Raw genomic sequence first — 16,202 nt, 5'->3', positions numbered from 1 at the left:
ACCGCCCCGGGGCCTGGCGTGCGTACGCTGCGGGCCAGGTTCCACCAACTACTTGCGAAGGTGTGCGTGATGGCCGATATGGAGCACTGGGCGAGCCGTCTCGCGGCGCTGGCCGCCGAGAGCGAGGTGCCGGGCGCGAGCCTGGCGCTCTGGTCCGGCGGCGAGCTGTACGAGTGCGCCACAGGTGTGCTGAACACCGCCACCGGCGCCTCCGCGCACACCGACTCGCTGTTCCAGATCGGCTCGATCACCAAGGTCTGGACCGCGACCCAGCTGATGCTCCTGATCGAGCAGGGCCTTGCCACGCTGGACACCCCCGTCGTGGAGGTACTGCCCGACTTCACGGTCGGCAACCGGCGGGCCACCGCCGCGATCACACTGCGGCATCTGCTCACTCACACCTCCGGTATCGACGGAGACCTCTTCGTGGACACCGGGCGGGGCGACGACTGCCTTGAGCGGTACGTCGAGGCGTGCGCCGCACTGGAACAGACCTTCCCGGTCGGGGACTCCCACTCGTACTGCAATTCGGGCTTCGTCATCGCCGGCCGGGTGGTCGAACAGCTCACCGGCAAGGTCTGGGACCAGGCCCTGCGTGAGCAGGTCTGCGAGCCTCTGGGCCTGACACACACCTGGACGCTGCCGGAGGACGTGCTGCGATTCGGTGCCGCCATGGGCCATGGCGATGACGGGAGTGTCGCGCCCGCGTGGGGGCTGCCGCGGTCGATCGGCCCCGCAGGGCTCATCTGCGCCACCGCTGCGGACGTGGTCTCTTTCGGCCGCGCCCACCTCACCCCCGGAGCGCTGCTCGCCGACCCGGCCGTGATGCGCAGGGCCTTGGTCGACCTGCCCAACCCGCACTGCGGCGGACGGCAGTGGGGCATCGGCTGGAGCCTGGACGAGTGGGACGGCCAGCAGGTGGCGGCCCACACCGGCGACACCATCGGCCAGCACGCCGCGCTGTGGGTCCTGCCCGGCCTGGAGACCGTCATCTGCCTGCTGGTCAACGGCGGTCGCAGCGCCGATTTCCAGCACCGCCTGGTCAGTGAACTCCTCGACGCGCTGCACGGCATACGAGTTCCTGACCCGCTCGCGCCGCCCGCCGAACCGGTGGACGTGGACGTGGAGGCGTTCACCGGCGTCTACGAACGGGCGGGAAGCAGGATCCAGGTGACCTCCCACCAGGCCGGCCTGCGCCTGCGCACCGAGCCGACCGGGATCCTGGCCGGCCTCGCGCAGCCGCGGACGCTGGACCTCACCGCGGTCGACGCCACCACGTTCGTCGGCCGCACCGAAGGCGACCCGACGTGGGACGCGGTGGTGTTCGAGAACCGCGTCGACGGCCCGTCGTATCTGCACTACAGCGGCCGCGCCACCCCCAGGACCGGCTGAAGCCGCCACACCGATCGGAGCGCCTGCATGTCCCCAACCCCTACGGCCGGCCCGGTGACCGACGCCCTGAAGACGGTCTTCGACGAGGCCGGTGTGGCCGGCTTCGTACACGCCCGCGACATCGACAGCGACCACGAGGTCGTACTGCGAGCCGACGAACCGGTCATCGTCGCCTCCCTGCGCAAGATCCCGATCGCGCTCGCCTACGCCCGCCGGGCGGCCGCGGGGCGGCTGGACCGGGCGGCGCGGCACACGATCGCCTCCACCAACCGTGAAGGCGGCGGCATCGGCACCGACAGCTGCCTGCACGACGTCACGATGAGCACCCGTGACCTGGCGTTCTTCATGCTCTCGATGAGCGACAACGCGGCCACCGACAAGCTCATGGAGATCCTCGGCGTCGAGTACGTCCGCGAGGTGGCCGCCGAGCTGGGCTGTCCGCGGATACCGGTCGGCCGCTACCGCGACCTGTGGAACCCGGTCTGGGAAGAGCTGGGCATCGATACGAACGGCGACATCGACGCCCAGCTCGACGCGGTCGGCGAGGAGCGCATCCGGGGCCTGGCCATGCTCGACCCCCACCGCTCCGCGTCCAGCACACCCCGCGAGATCACCGCTTTGCTCACCGCGATCTGGCGCGACGAGGCCGGCCCGGCCGAAGCCTGCGCCGAGGTGCGCGACCTGATGAGCCGGCAGCTCTCCACCCACCGTCTCATCGCCGGCTTCGCCAGTGAGGTGAAGGTCGCCGCTAAGAACGGCTCCCTGTGGGGTGTCCTCAACGAGGCCGGTGTCGTCGAGTACCCCGACGGCGGCCGGTTCGCCGTCGCCGTCTTCCTGCGCACCCCCGCCCTCGGCGGCCGCAACCCCGCAGCCGACACCGCGATCGCCCGCGCGGCCCGGACCGCCGTCGACCACCTGCGCGCCACCCGTGCCCAGAAAACCGCCCCACACCGTACGGAGACGACATGCCCATAGCCGGCACCGACCGCGTCCGCACCGAGCTCTGCGACGTCTTCGCCCGAGCAGGGGTGGAGGGGTTCGTCCACGCCCGCGATCTCGACACCGGCGCCGAGTTCGGCCACCGAGCCGATGACCGGGTCTCTCTCGCCTCCGTCTTCAAGATCCCGATCGTGCTGGAGTACGCACGCCAGGCAGTTGCGGGACAGCTGGATCCGGCCGCGCGGCACACCGTGACCTCCGCCTACCGGGCGGGTGGCAGCGGCACCGACGGATGCCTGTACGACGTCGAGATGAGCGCCCGCGACCTGGCCTTCATGATGATGACGATCAGCGACAACGCGGCGACCGACCTGCTCCTGGACATCGTCGGCCCCGACCGGGTCCGCACTCTCCTGGACGGGCTCGGCTTCACGGGATTCGGCGTCTCCTCCTGCCACGCCCTGGACGACGACATCCGCCGCGAACTCGGCCTCGCCCCTGGCTCCTCCATCGATGACCAGCTGCCCGGCATCCCCGACGAAAGGCTGCTGGCCCTCGGTGTGAACGACCCGCACCGCAGCCCCTCAAGCACCCCGCGCGAGGTGACCGCGCTGCTGGCCGCCATCTGGCGTGACGAAGCGGGACCGGCCCGGGCGTGCGCGGAGGTCCGCGGCATCATGGGCCGGCAGGTGTGGCAGCACCGGCTGGTCTCCGGGTTTCCCGAGAGCGGTGTGCGGATCGCCGGCAAGACGGGCACCGACTTCGCGATCCGCAACGAGGCCGGAGTCGTGGAGTATCCGGACGGCAAGCGCTACGCCGTCGGGGTTTTCCTGCGCTCCGCCCGCGTGGCCGACCGGCAGCCGCACACGGACCGCGCGATCGGCCGGGCCGCCCGGGCAGTCATCGACCATCTGCGCGCCTGATCGCACGGCACTGCCCCAGCCGCGCCCCCGCCTGCCCCGGACCACGAACGTGGTCCGGGGCTCTCGCGTGTGCCGGCCCGCGTGCCCGGCACACACCAGACCTGCCGCTTTTGGACAGCGGTCCGAAAACCACCTGCCGTCTTTGTCGCCAGATCTGAATCAATTCCGGCCAGCAGCCGCGAATGTGAGGCAACCTTTCCGCCCCAAGGGAGCCCCGAATGAACAGAGCCCGAGCGATTGCCGCGTGTCTCGCGGCGTCGCTACTGGTGGCCGGCTGCGGCAGTGCCGGCGGCCAGGCCGGATCGGCCGGTGGTGACGCCTTCAGCTTCGCACTCAAGAGCGACCCCGGTCTGCTCGACCCGGCCCAGGTGCAGAACACCACCACGTACACCGCCCTGTCGCTCGCCTACGACACCCTGGTGAACATCGGCTCCGACGGTCGCGTGGTCTCGGGCCTGGCCGAAAAGTGGGCGGTCAAGCCGTCCTCGGTCACCTTCACGCTGCGCCGGAACGCCACCTGCTCCGACGGCAGCCCGGTGCGGGCGAGCACGATCGCCGCGAATGTCGACCACATCACCGACCCGGCAACCAAGTCGCCCGCCTACGGCGTCGTGGTCCCCGACGGCCTGACCGCGAAGGCCGACGACACCGCCGGCACGGTGACACTGTCCACCCCCGCGCCGTTCGCGTTCATCCTGCAGAGCACCCGGTACCTGTTCATGGTCTGCGGCAAAGGACTCAAAGACCGCTCCCTCCTCAAGAGCGGCACGTCCGGTTCGGGCCCCTTCCGGCTCACGTCGGCCCGGCCGAACCAGAGCTACACCTTCACCCGGCGCACGGACTACGCCTGGGGCCCCGGCGGAGCCACCGCCTCCGACCCCGCCATGCCGGACTCGGTCGTCCTCAAGGTCGTCGGGAGCGAGTCGACCGCGGCGAACCTGCTGCTCTCCCACCAGCTGAACGCCGCGCAGTTCGCCGGACCCGACCGTGCACGGGTGACCAACGTCCCGGGCATCACCGCCACCGCCCAGCCCAACGGCACCCAGGAGTTCTTCTTCCACCAGGGCACCGGACACCCCGGGCACAGCCGGGCCGTCCGCACAGCCCTCCTCCAGGCAGTCGACCTGCACGACCTCGGGGCGATCGCCACGGGCGGCACCGGAGAGCGACCCACCGGCCTGGTGACGCAGCCGCGCACCTGCCCCGCCGACACCGTCAGCGGACACCTCCCCGCCCACGACCCGCAAGCCGCCGAGACGGCCCTGGAGGCTGCGGGCTGGCACCGTTCCGGCGACGGGGTCCGCCGCAAGGGCGGCAAGAAGCTCACCCTCCGCATGATCTACGGCACGTCGGGCGGCGAGACGATGGCGGCCGCGGCCGAGTACCTGGCCGACGCCTGGAAGAAGGCCGGCGTCGACGTACGACTGCGGGCCCTGTCGGACGCCGCCTACGGCGAGATCGAGACGGTCACCCAGGACTGGGACGTGGACTGGGCGCCGCTCGGCGTCACGCTGCCCACCCAGCTGCTCGGCGCACTGTCGGGTCCCTTCACTCCCGACGGCGGCAACTTCGCCCACCTCACCAACAGGACCTACGACAAGCTCACAGCCCAGGCCAGCACGCTCCCCGGAGCAGCGGGCTGTGCGCAATGGTCAGCGTCGGAGAGCGCGCTGTTCGACAGCGGCGACCTCATCCCCGTGGTCGACAAGACCCTCAGCACCGCGGCGCACAACGCGACGTTCCGCATCACCGCCGGGTTGCTCGACCCGACGTCGATCCGGATGACGGGAGCCGACAAGTGAGCACCACTCCCCTGCGACGCGCGCGGCGCCTGACCCCGCGGTTCCTCGCCCGCCACCTGCTGCGCCTTGCCATCTCCCTGGCCGTGCTCGTCGTGGCGTCCTTCGCGATGATCCACCTGATCCCCGGCGACCCGCTGCGACAGATGCTCGGCCCCACCGCCCCCAGGCAACTCGTCGATGCACGCCGCGCCGAACTCGGCCTGAACGACGCGCTGCCCACCCAGTTCCTGCACTACGTCCAGCACGTGTGCAGCGGTGACCTGGGAACCTCGTTCTTCTCCTCCCAGCCGGTGAGCGGCATCATCGCCGCGGGCCTGCCCAACACGCTGGCGCTCGCGCTGCTCGCCACCCTCGTCGCCCTCGTGGTGGCGGTCCCCCTGGGCATGTGGGCCGGAGTGCGCACCCACAAGGGACGCCGACGCGGTACGGAGACCGCGTTCACCACGCTCACCGGCGCCGCCGTCGCCATCCCCGAATACCTCTACGGCCTCGCGCTGCTGCTCGTCTTCGCGCTCGGCCTGGGGCTGCTGCCGCCCGCGGGGCTGACCGGGCCCACCTCCTACCTCATGCCCGTCACCGCGCTCTCGATCGCCCCCGCGGCGATGATCGCCCGACTGGCCCGGGTGGAGACCCAGCGCGAACTGGACACCGACTACATGCGCCTGGCGCACGCCAAGCGGCTGCCCGCCGTGCGGCTGTACGCGGTGCATCTGCTGCCCAACACCCTCACCGCGACCCTGACCATGGGCGGCCTGCTCCTCGGCGGGCTGATCACCGGCAGTGTCCTGGTCGAGAACGTCTTCGCCTGGCCCGGCCTCGGGCAGCGGACGGTCGAGGCCATCACGCAGAAGGACTATCCCGTCGCCCAGGCCATGATCCTCGTCTACGGCGCGCTCGTCCTGATCATCAACTTCCTCGTCGACATCGTCCTCGGTCTCCTCGACCCGAAGTCCGCCCTGTCCGCCACCAACCGTCAAGAGGGCTGATGCGCCGCCTGCTGAGAAACCCCGCGAGTCTGCTCGGCGCCGCCCTGGTCGCGGTCATGGTGCTGCTCGCTCTCATCGGCCCGCCGATATGGGAGGCCGCCGCGACCCGCATAGACCCCGGCCGGATCAACCAAGGGGCATCGAGCGCGCACCTGCTGGGCACCGACGCGCTCGGCCGCGACCTGCTCGCGCGCGCCCTGGTCGCCACCCGCCTCACCCTGGGCCTCGCCTTCCTCGCGACCCTGATCGGCACCGTCTGCGGAATCGTCCTGGGCGCACTGCCCGCCCTCCTGCCGCACCGGGCCGGACGCGTGGTCATCGCCGGGGTCGACATCCTCGTCGCCTTCCCCGCCCTGCTCCTGGCGATGTTCACCGCCGTCGTCACCGGCCTGGGAGCCCGCGGCGCCGTGCTGGGCATCGGCGTGGCGATCGCGCCGACCTTCGCCCGCCTCACCCACACCCTGACCGCGTCCATCGCCGGTGCCGACTACATCGCGGCCGCCCGCATGCTGCAGGTGCCCCGCCGCCGCGTTCTGACCCGGCACCTGCTTCCCAACATCGCCGAACCACTCATCCTCAACACCGCCCAGGCCATGGGCTCCGCCCTGCTCGGCCTGTCCGCGATGTCCTTCCTCGGCATGGGCGTCCAGGCCCCGTCCTACGACTGGGGGCGCCTGCTCAACGAAGCCTTCGGCCACGTCTACATCACCCCCTCCGTCGTCGTCGCGCCAGCCACCGCGGTCGCACTCGCGGGGCTCGGCTTCATGCTCGTGGGCGACACCTTCGCCAGGGCCGCCGCCGGCTCCGGCGGCCCCGCCGGCCAACCCGCCGCACCCCTCATCGCCCTGGCCACAGACGCTCCGCTACCTGACGCGGTCCTGGAAGTGCGCGAGCTGACCGTCGCGTTCCCCGGCGGCATCACCCCCGTCCGCCAGGTGTCGCTGACCGTACGTGAGCAGGAGATCGTCGGTCTGGTCGGCGAGTCGGGCAGTGGCAAGAGCATGACCGCCGCGGCGATCGGACAGATCGTGCCCTACCCCGGGCTGGTGGGCAGCGCCCGCACCCGGCTGTGCGGTGTGGACCTCGGCTCCTTGAAGGAAGCCGACCGCCGCAAACTGCTCGGCACCTCCCTGGCCATGGTCTTCCAGGACCCCACGTCCTCCCTCAACCCCGCCCTGCGCGTGGGCGGCCAGCTCACCGAGGTCGCCACCCTGCACGACGGAGCCACCCGCACCGAGGCACGGGCCCGCGCCGTCGAGCGGCTTGCCCGGGTACACATCAAGGAACCCGCCCAGGTCGTGCGCCAGTACCCGCACGAACTGTCCGGCGGCATGCGCCAACGCGCCGTCATCGCCATGGGATTGATGGGCACCCCGCGCCTGATCATCGCCGACGAACCCACCACCGCACTCGACGTGACCGTCCAGCGCGAAGTGATCAAAGTGCTGCGCGAAGCCGTTGACAGCACCCGCGCCGGCGCCCTGTTCATCTCCCACGACATCGCCGTCGTCAGCGAACTGTGCGACCGCATCGCCGTGATGTACGCCGGGCGCATCGTCGAGGAACTCCCGGCCGCCTCCCTGCGCGACGCCCGCCATCCCTACACCCGGGCGCTGATCGGCTCGCTCCCCGACATGGACACCGACCGCTCCCGCCCCCTGTCCACCATCCCGGGGCGCCAGCCCGCCCCTGGCGACGTCACCGACGGTTGCGCCTTCGCCGACCGCTGCTCCCTCGCCACCGACCGGTGCGCGACCCGCCCCGAACTGCGCACCGCCACCGACGGACACGCGGTGGCCTGCTGGGAGGCGCCGTGAACATCACCGACGTGACCGTACGGTTCGGTTCCTTCACCGCCGTGGACAACGTCAGCCTGAAGGTGGCAAGGGGCGAAGTCACCGGCCTGGTCGGAGAGTCCGGCTCGGGCAAGTCGACCCTGGCCCGGGCCGCCGCCGGTCTCACCCCGTACCGGGGCACGATCTCCGGTGTCGAGCGCGGGCAGGTCCAGATGGTCTTCCAGGACCCCTACTCCTCCCTCAACCCGCGCATGAGCATCGGCGAGGCCATCGCCGAAGGCACCCGCGTCCCGCGCGCCCAACGGCCCACAGAACTCGCGCGACTGCTCGAACTCGTCGCCCTGCCCGCCTCCTACACAGGCAAGTACCCGCGCGAGCTCTCCGGCGGTCAGCGACAGCGCGTCGCCATCGCCCGGGCCCTGGCCGCCCGCCCGCAGGTACTCATCGCCGACGAGATCACCTCCGCCCTCGACGTGTCCGTACAGGGCGCGGTCCTCAACCTGATGCGTGATCTGCGGACCGAACTCGGCCTGACCATGCTGTTCATCTCGCACAACCTCGCCGTCGTGCGCTACGTGTGCGACGCGGTCGCCGTCATGCGCCACGGCCGCCTGGTGGAGTCAGGCCCGGTCGACGAGGTGATCACCACCCCGCGGCACGCCTACACCCGCGCCCTCCTCGACGCGGTACCCCGGCTCGACCACACCTGATCCCGCCCCCCCTTCCGCCGACGGCCTCCCCCGGACGGCTGTCGGGCCCCTTCCTTCATCACCAGAGAGGCACTCTTCGTGACCTTGGACCTGCACCACCGCGCCGTCGTCGCCGACGCACACAACGATCTCCTCATGGCCGTCGCCGCCCGCCCGCCCAGGCGCTGGGGCAGCTTCTTCCGCGAACGCTGGCTGCCCCAACTGCGCGAAGGCGGCATCGACATCCAGGTCCTGCCGGTATTCATCGACGACCAGTACCGGCCCGAAGGAGCGCTGCGCCAGACCCTCCGCATGATCGAATGCGCCCACAGCCTGGCCGAGGACAACGCCGGCGACGCCGCGCTGTGTCTGAACGGCGCCGATATCGACGCCGCGCTCGCCCAGGGCAAGATCGCCCTCGTCCTCGCGCTGGAGAGCGCGCCCGGCATCGACGCTTCCATCGAGCTGTTCGCCACGCTGTTCCGCCTCGGCGTGCGCATCGCGTCCATCGCCCACTGGGGACGCACTCCGCTCGCCGACGGCAGCCGCGAGGACGCCACCCGCAGCAGGCTGCCCGCCCCCGGCATCGAGGCTCTGCGCGAGATGGAACGCCTGGGCATGCTCTTCGACATCTCCCATCTGAGCGCGAGCGGCGTCACCCACGTCCTGGAACTCGCCACCCGGCCGCTGATCGCGACCCACTCGTGCGCCCGCGCGCTGCGCGACCACCACCGCAACCTGACCGACGACCAGATCCGCGGTGTGGCCGCCACCGGCGGCGTGGTGTGCGTGAACTTCGTTCCGGACTTCCTCACCGACGACCAGGAGAAGGTGAGCGCCGACCGCATCGTCGACCACATCGAGCACATCGTCTCGATCGCCGGCATCGACCACGTCGGGCTCGGCGCGGACTTCGTCCGTGAGGTCATGACCGATGTCACCCCGCCCTGCTGCGAGAGCCTGGACGACGAGGACCCGATGTTCGACTTCCCCGGCCTCGAGGGCCCGGCCGGGATGCCCCTGGTCACCGAAGCCCTGCTGCGGAGGGGCCTGGCCGAGGACGACATCGTCAAGGTCCTCGGCGGGAACACGCAGCGGCTCATGAGCAAGCACATGGGCTGACCGCAGAAGAGCCAACGTGGCGAGGTGGCGTCCGGCGGGCCGCCCGCCGCCGCCCCGGCTCAGCCTGTTCGGTTCTGGATACGAACCGGCCGCCCAGGTTGTCACAGCACCACCAACTCGACCCCGGCCTGCGAATTTAGCGTGAGGGTCATCCCACTTTGGAGGACTCACCGTGCCGCATGACCCCGTAACCCCCTTCGCGCCCGCGGACCGCAGGCCCTCTCTCGACGCCATGCTCAGCGACCTCGGAGAACTCGTGACCTACGAGTCCTACTCCGCCGACCACGAAGCGGTGGCCCGCAGTGCCCAGGTGGTCGCCGCCCAGGGCCTGCGCCTGCTCGGCGCCGAACCCCGGATGCTGGTGGTCGAGGGCGTCACCCACGTCCAGTGGACCTTCGGAACGCCGCGCATCCTGCTCCTGGGCCACCACGACACCGTCTGGCCGACGGGCTCTCTCAAGACCCACCCCTGGTCGGTGGAACAGGGCATCGCCCGCGGCCCCGGCGTCTTCGACATGAAGGCCGGCCTGGTCCAGATGTTCCACGCCCTGACCCTGCTGCCTTCCCTCGACGGCGTGTGCGTGCTGGTCACCGGAGACGAGGAGACCGGCTCGGACACCTCCCGCCCCCTCATCGAGGAGCTCGCCGGCCAGTGCGCGGCCTCCCTCGTCCTCGAGGCATCGGCACCCGGCGGAGCCCTGAAGACCAGCCGCAAAGGCGTCTCCCTGTACGACATCACAGTCCATGGCCGCGCCGCCCACTCCGGACTGGAACCGGAGAAGGGTGTCAATGCCGCGACGGAACTCGCGCACCAGCTCCTGGCCCTGCAGGCCGTCGCCGACTCGGTCAACGGCTCGACCGGCCCGGGAACGACCATCACCCCGACGCTGATGTCGGCCGGCACAGCGAGCAACACGGTTCCCGCACGGGCCGAGTTGAGTGTGGACGTCCGTGTCCCCACCGCGGCCGCGCAGGAGGCGGTCGACCAGCTCATCAGAACCTTGCAGCAGCACAATCCCGGCGCCCGCCTGCAGATCGACGGCGGCCCCAACCGCCCGCCCCTGGACCCCGATGCCTCCCGCAGGCTGTTCGCCCTCGCCGACGAGAAGGCAGCGCGGCTCGGCCTCGGCCCGCTGGAGCGGGCGGCCGTCGGCGGTGCCTCCGACGGCAACTACACCGCCGGCGCGGGCTGCCCCACCCTCGACGGTCTCGGCGCGGTCGGCGACGGCGCGCACGCCGACCACGAACACGTGATCACCGCCACCATGCCGGCCCGCGCCAGGCTCCTGGCCCACCTGGTGGGAGCGCTGCAGTGAACCAGCCCGCCATCCGCGAACTCCACACGATGCGGGAACTCGACACCGTCGCCCGGCTCTTCGCCCACGTATGGGGAACAGCCCCGGACGGCGCACCCATCTCCGCCGAGATCATGCGAGCCCTGGCACATGCCGGCAACTACATCGCCGGCGCCTACGAGGACGACCGGCTGATCGGGGCGTCCGTCGCCTTCTACAGCGACCCCATAGGCACCGGCCTGCACTCCCACATCACCGGGGCCGTCCAGAGCCGCGGCGCCGGCCTCGCCCTCAAGCTCCACCAACGCCAATGGGCACTCACCCGCGGCCTGAAACGGATCACCTGGACCTACGACCCGCTCATCCGCCGCAACGCCTACTTCAACCTGGTCAAGCTCGGCGCCCGCCCCGAGGAGTACCTGACTTCCTTCTACGGCGAGATGGACGACGCCATCAACGGCGGCGACGAATCCGACCGCGCCCTCACGGCCTGGGATCTCGACGCGTCCCCCGAGCCGCCGGCGCCCTCCTCCCCCGAACTGCCCGCCGATGCCGTCCACGCCATCCGCAACGACGACGGCCGCCCCGCGACGGGCACGGCCGACGCCACCACCATCCTCATCGACCTGCCCGACGACATCGAGGCCCTTCGCCGTTCGGATCCCGGCGCCGCCCGGGCCTGGCGGCTCGCCGTACGCCACACCCTCGGCGGCCTGCTCGCCGACGGCGCGCAGGTCGTCGGTTTCCACGACCGACGCAGCTACGTTCTGCGCCGCGCCCCCGCCGCGTAAAGGCAACAACTCCCAGGAGCCACCCGCAATGAAGACGAAGATCTCCGGCGTCGAGCTGCGCCGTATCGCGATGCCGCTCGTCGCCCCCTTCCGCACCTCCTTCGGCGTCGAAACCAGCCGCGACGTCCTGCTGGTCCGCGTCGTCACCTCCGACGGCGAGGGCTGGGCCGAGTGCGCGGCCATGTCCGAGCCCCGCTACTGCTCCGAGTACGTCGACGGAGCCCTGGACGTGCTGCGCAAGTTCCTCATCCCCGCCCTGCCCACCGGCGGCGTCGACGCCGCCGCCGCCGTGGGACGGATTCTGGAGCCCTTCACCGGCCACCACATGGCCAAGTCCGCGCTGGAGAGCGCCGTCCTTGATGCCCAGCTCCGGTCCTCCGGCGAATCGTTCGGCTCCTATCTCGGCGCCGCCCGCGACCGGGTCCCCTGCGGCGTCTCGGTCGGCATCATGGACTCCATCCCCGAACTCCTCGACGCCGTCGAGGGGTACGTCTCCGAGGGCTATGCCCGGATCAAGCTCAAGATCGAGCCCGGCTGGGACGTCGAGCCGGTCCGCGCCGTCCGCGAGCGCTTCGGTGACGACCTGCTGCTCCAGGTCGACGCCAACGCCGCCTACACCCTGGTCGACGCGCAACAGCTGGCGAAACTTGACGACTTCGGCCTGCTCCTGATCGAACAGCCTCTGGCCAACGACGACATGGTGCAGCACGCCCAGCTCGCGAAGCTGCTGCGCACACCGGTCTGCCTGGACGAATCCATCGAGTCCGCCGCCGACGCCGCAGCAGCCATCTCCCTGGGTGCCTGCTCCATCATCAACATCAAGCCGGCCCGGGTCGGCGGCTACCTCGAAGCCCGCCGCATCCATGACCTCGCCCGCGCCCACGGCATCCCCGTCTGGTGCGGCGGCATGCTCGAGACCGGAATCGGCCGCGCCGCCAACGTCGCCCTCGCGGCCCTGCCCGGCTTCACCCTCCCCGGCGACACCTCCGGCTCGAACCGCTACTTCGCCACCGACATCACCGAACCGTTCGTCCTCTCCGACGGCCACCTCGACGTCCCCACCGGCCCCGGCCTCGGCACCCAGCCGCTGCCCGAGATCCTCGACGCCGTCACCACCTCCCGTGAATGGATCGCACTCTGACCCAGCCGGCGCAAGGGCTCCCGGGTGGTCGGCCGTCCGGGAGCTCGCCACCTTCGGCCCTGCCTCACCGTGCCGCCAGGTACTCGTCTTCCAGGACGAACCGGTCCCGGCACATTCAGCACCGCCCGCCGACGACCCCACCTGCCGCTCCTCGATACTGGACCGCCTCACCGCATCGGGTGCGTCCTGGCCGACCCGCCAGAGCAGGCCGGCCAATTGCTGGTGCACCGTGGGCCTGTTGCCTTTGACGGTCAGTATCCAGTCGGCGCAGCGTTCGTCGAGCTAGTGCGATGCGCCGGAAATTCTGGCGTTAAGTTGCCACAGTCTCTGAATGTCGTTTTCGGGACGCTCCTCCGTGCTCCTTCAGAAGGCACTCGTTTCGGCCGCCCCCGAGTCGCTGAACGGCCCTTCCGCGAGTCGGCATAGCGGTTGCACGCGTAGCCGGCCCCCGAACTATGCCACCCCGCCACATGTGCGCCTGACCTGCATGTTTCTACCGTGTGCCGACACGTACCCGTCCCCATCGCACACGAGGAAGTGGCGTCCATGGCCTCTGCGGCCACCGCTCCCCCACCCGCCTCCAACCATGCATGATCTGAGCTCGGCGGTGCCCCAGAACTCCACGCCGCATTCGACTGCGTCCGCCTCCGTGTGCGCCGACGCGACGGTGCAGTTTTCGTCCAAGGCCTCCTCGCCGTGAGCCTGGCCATCGATCGGTCACAGATGGCGAAAACGCTTGAGCACCGGAAAACCCGACTTTCGAGCTGTTTGAGGGAGGGTGCGGGCGCTTCCGCCGGTCGTCAGTCGAGGTGCTCGCCAAGGCAACTTCACCGTCCTCGACCAGGCTGCCGGCACAGCCTCAGCGCGCGGCTTCGGCATGCCGCCGGACACGCGGGCCCACAGCGTCCACGGACCGGGCCGGTGCCACAACTGCCGCCGCCCGACAGAGCCCGTTGGTGCGGGTCCACTTGGAGGCACGTACCGAGTCAGCGAGCTGCGGGGTACGGCTCCGGATACGGGCGTCCGTCCGGAGCCATAGCGCTTGACTCTGCGACGTACGGATGGACTCGGTAGGCCCGGGGAGCCCACCCGTACGGTCGCAGGCCCGCCGAGGCCGCAAGCTGCACCGGTCGGCCGGTTACAGGGAAGCGTCGGCCAAGGCGACAGTCAGCGCGTCCTCGTCGCGAGTGAGGTGCTCGATCGTGACCGAACCCGCCGCACCCTCATAGCTCCCGATGCCTCCGGTGATCGCGAAAACATGCGACCACTGGCGCGAGTTGGCCAACAGTTCGGTCACGGCAGGAAGCGGCCGCTGGAAAGCGGTGGCAGCCGTGATCATGCCGTCGGCAAGGCTCAGAACCAGTGTCGCCATGACGAACGAGCCGTCCGGACCCACAGTGACGGGCAGACAGTGCGCGTTCTCTGTGCCCACGTTGCGACCCTCGGCGTCCGTCAGGTCGTACCGGACGAAGTACGGGAGGCCCACCGTGAGTACGTCCGGAATGTTGGCGCCCGTGCGCGTCCCCTTCATGCTGATCTGGCGGGCAGCCTTGCGCGCCGCGTGGGCGGCGCCACCCGCTCCCACCACCAGTCCCCCGGCGATGGTCGCCGCGGAAGTCAACTGCAGAATGCTCCTGCGATCCATGTCAGCCATCGGCTGCCTCACACCCTTGCTTCTCGTCTGCCCGGGCGCACTCGCGCCCCCCGGGTAACGATCTTCGGAGGCAGTACGGATCGTCCGATGCCCGCAATTCACCGGAACGCAGGAACGCGCAATCCCCCCACTCCCAGCAATGCCGGACGAGGGCCGACCGTGCAACGCCCTTCCCGTTCTTCGGCGGCTCAGGCACGCTGAGCGGACGTGCGCCAGCACCTCGACCACGCTACGTACCCCAGCCCCGGGCCATCTGAGCAACGATGTGCACCCGCTGGGTGCTGATGGCCACCGGCACCGTATGGGCTGACCGCCGACGGCCACAACGGCCCGCAGGCCGCGCAGCCGCACATCGTGGGCCGGACCACCGCCCTGATCATGCGCCCGGGCCCGTGGCCGGCTGACCGCACGCTCAACCGCATCCCGTCACCACTACCCGAAGTCACCTGCGGCCTGACGCACTCCGGGGCACACCCCGCGTGCGCTCCCCGCGCGCATCCACCGCACCCCGCACCCGTCTGTACGCGCCACACCGCGTTACGTCGCCTGCTCAGTGAACAGACAACGCCCCTCGTCGATCGCGAAGGCCGCGAGAACGTGACGTCAGGGGCGACCACGCCGGATTTCCGTTTCGTGTGAGGCATCACCGCGACCGACCGACACCTCGCCTCTGTAGGGATAGTCAACTCGTTATCGGCCGGGTCCGTTCGTGTCTCGACGGCGTCCGGGACGTCAGGGGGAAACGATTTCCACGCATCAGCGATGTGAGCACGAGCGGGTCGCCGACCGCAGACCCATCAGAGCGGTGCCGACCGGAGGACGGTGGAAGCAGCGCGCGATCAGCGTGCTGTCGTCACTGGCGCTGGCGGCAGTCGCGGTGCCATCGGGGCCGGCGGCGGTACCGCCGGGGACATATGCCTTCATCGCCGGCAACGGCACCGTGACCGCTATCGACACCGCCACCACACGGCGGCCGCGAGCATCGACATCGGCGGCAACCCCCGCTCCATCGCCCTCGCCCCGGACGGCGCACACGCCTACGTCACCAGCGCGGGCAACGACAGCGTGTACGTGATCGCCACGGCCACCAACACGGTGATCACAGCCATCGGCGTCGGCTGCAGCCCGCACGGGGTGATGGTGACCCCCGAAGGCTCGCGTGCGTACGTCGCCAGCTACTTCGGCAACAGCGTGTCGGTCATCGACACAGCGACAAACACGGTGTCCGACACCGTCGGCGTCGGAACCCACCCGTGGGAGGTCTCGCTACCGCTGGGCGGTGAACACCTCTATGTCACCAACAGCGACAACGTGTCGTTGATCGACATGGCCGACAACTCGGTGACCTCCGGGATAGCCGAGCCGATCGGACGTATGCGCAAGCTCAGGAGGGAAAATTGCGGCCGGATGGTGCCCTGGCGGGGTGGGACATGTACTTCGAGGCGCCTTCCACCGAGATACCGCCGAGATTCCGTCGATCGAGCAGTTCCTTGGGTGTTTGTGGCCAACCGCGTTTCCCGTCCTTCGCTTTCCCACGGCTCCGCTCAACCCGGCAGCCGTTCGGCCCCGACGTCAAGCCCGTCGGCAGCCAGGCGGCGGATCGCCGCACGATCGGCGTCGTTCTCCATGTCCGCTTACCGGCAATGGTGACTCAACGCTCCGGTTCGAGATGA

At 70.3% G+C, this 16,202-nt stretch carries 13 protein-coding genes; 12 read left to right on the top strand and 1 reads right to left on the bottom strand.

Annotated elements, in window-relative coordinates; genetic code table 11:
• Positions 1 to 69 precede the first annotated feature (69 nt).
• From ACGFU6_RS08435 to menC, 11 genes are all read left to right on the top strand, one after another.
• Positions 70 to 1,392, top strand: coding sequence for a serine hydrolase domain-containing protein (locus ACGFU6_RS08435; RefSeq protein ID WP_393609013.1), 1,323 nt, complete (start codon positions 70 to 72; stop codon positions 1,390 to 1,392).
• Positions 1,393 to 1,419: 27 nt separating this feature from the next.
• Complete coding sequence (locus ACGFU6_RS08430; protein WP_393609012.1) at positions 1,420 to 2,367, top strand: serine hydrolase; 948 nt, start codon at positions 1,420 to 1,422, stop codon at positions 2,365 to 2,367.
• Complete coding sequence (locus tag ACGFU6_RS08425; RefSeq protein ID WP_393609011.1) at positions 2,358 to 3,254, top strand: serine hydrolase; 897 nt, start codon at positions 2,358 to 2,360, stop codon at positions 3,252 to 3,254. The genes ACGFU6_RS08430 and ACGFU6_RS08425 overlap by 10 nt, the downstream gene beginning before the upstream one ends.
• A gap of 218 nt (positions 3,255 to 3,472) precedes the next feature.
• On the top strand, positions 3,473 to 5,056 hold the full coding sequence (locus tag ACGFU6_RS08420; protein ID WP_393609009.1) for an ABC transporter substrate-binding protein: 1,584 nt from the start codon (positions 3,473 to 3,475) through the stop codon (positions 5,054 to 5,056).
• Complete coding sequence (locus tag ACGFU6_RS08415; protein ID WP_393609007.1) at positions 5,053 to 6,042, top strand: ABC transporter permease; 990 nt, start codon at positions 5,053 to 5,055, stop codon at positions 6,040 to 6,042. Before ACGFU6_RS08420 ends, ACGFU6_RS08415 begins: the two co-directional genes overlap by 4 nt.
• Complete coding sequence (locus tag ACGFU6_RS08410; protein ID WP_393609006.1) at positions 6,042 to 7,859, top strand: dipeptide/oligopeptide/nickel ABC transporter permease/ATP-binding protein; 1,818 nt, start codon at positions 6,042 to 6,044, stop codon at positions 7,857 to 7,859. The genes ACGFU6_RS08415 and ACGFU6_RS08410 overlap by 1 nt, the downstream gene beginning before the upstream one ends.
• On the top strand, positions 7,856 to 8,548 hold the full coding sequence (locus ACGFU6_RS08405) for an ABC transporter ATP-binding protein (protein ID WP_393609004.1): 693 nt from the start codon (positions 7,856 to 7,858) through the stop codon (positions 8,546 to 8,548). Before ACGFU6_RS08410 ends, ACGFU6_RS08405 begins: the two co-directional genes overlap by 4 nt.
• Positions 8,549 to 8,626: 78 nt before the next feature.
• The gene (locus ACGFU6_RS08400) at positions 8,627 to 9,649 is read left to right on the top strand and encodes a dipeptidase (RefSeq protein WP_393609003.1); all 1,023 of its coding nucleotides are present in this window, start codon (positions 8,627 to 8,629) and stop codon (positions 9,647 to 9,649) included.
• 232 nt (positions 9,650 to 9,881) lie between these two features.
• Complete coding sequence (locus ACGFU6_RS08395; protein ID WP_393609080.1) at positions 9,882 to 10,964, top strand: M20 family metallopeptidase; 1,083 nt, start codon at positions 9,882 to 9,884, stop codon at positions 10,962 to 10,964.
• Complete coding sequence (locus ACGFU6_RS08390; protein ID WP_393609001.1) at positions 10,961 to 11,734, top strand: GNAT family N-acetyltransferase; 774 nt, start codon at positions 10,961 to 10,963, stop codon at positions 11,732 to 11,734. The genes ACGFU6_RS08395 and ACGFU6_RS08390 overlap by 4 nt, the downstream gene beginning before the upstream one ends.
• Before the next feature lie 28 nt (positions 11,735 to 11,762).
• Positions 11,763 to 12,875, top strand: a complete 1,113-nt coding sequence (gene menC / locus ACGFU6_RS08385; protein WP_393609000.1) for an o-succinylbenzoate synthase — start codon at positions 11,763 to 11,765, stop codon at positions 12,873 to 12,875.
• A gap of 1,138 nt (positions 12,876 to 14,013) precedes the next feature.
• Here the strand turns inward: menC and ACGFU6_RS08380 are convergent.
• A complete protein-coding gene (locus ACGFU6_RS08380) occupies positions 14,014 to 14,529 on the bottom strand; it encodes a hypothetical protein (protein WP_393608999.1) in 516 nt (171 codons plus the stop codon).
• An 822-nt stretch (positions 14,530 to 15,351) separates the two neighbouring features.
• Between ACGFU6_RS08380 and ACGFU6_RS08375 the strand changes: the two genes are divergently transcribed.
• Complete coding sequence (locus ACGFU6_RS08375; RefSeq protein ID WP_393608998.1) at positions 15,352 to 16,179, top strand: YncE family protein; 828 nt, start codon at positions 15,352 to 15,354, stop codon at positions 16,177 to 16,179.
• Positions 16,180 to 16,202: the final 23 nt, after the last annotated feature.

Source organism: Streptomyces sp. NPDC048462, assembly GCF_043200175.1.
Classification (GTDB): domain Bacteria; phylum Actinomycetota; class Actinomycetes; order Streptomycetales; family Streptomycetaceae; genus Streptomyces.
Note: the sequence above shows the minus strand (reverse complement) of the source record. Positions and strands in the feature narration are given on the sequence as shown.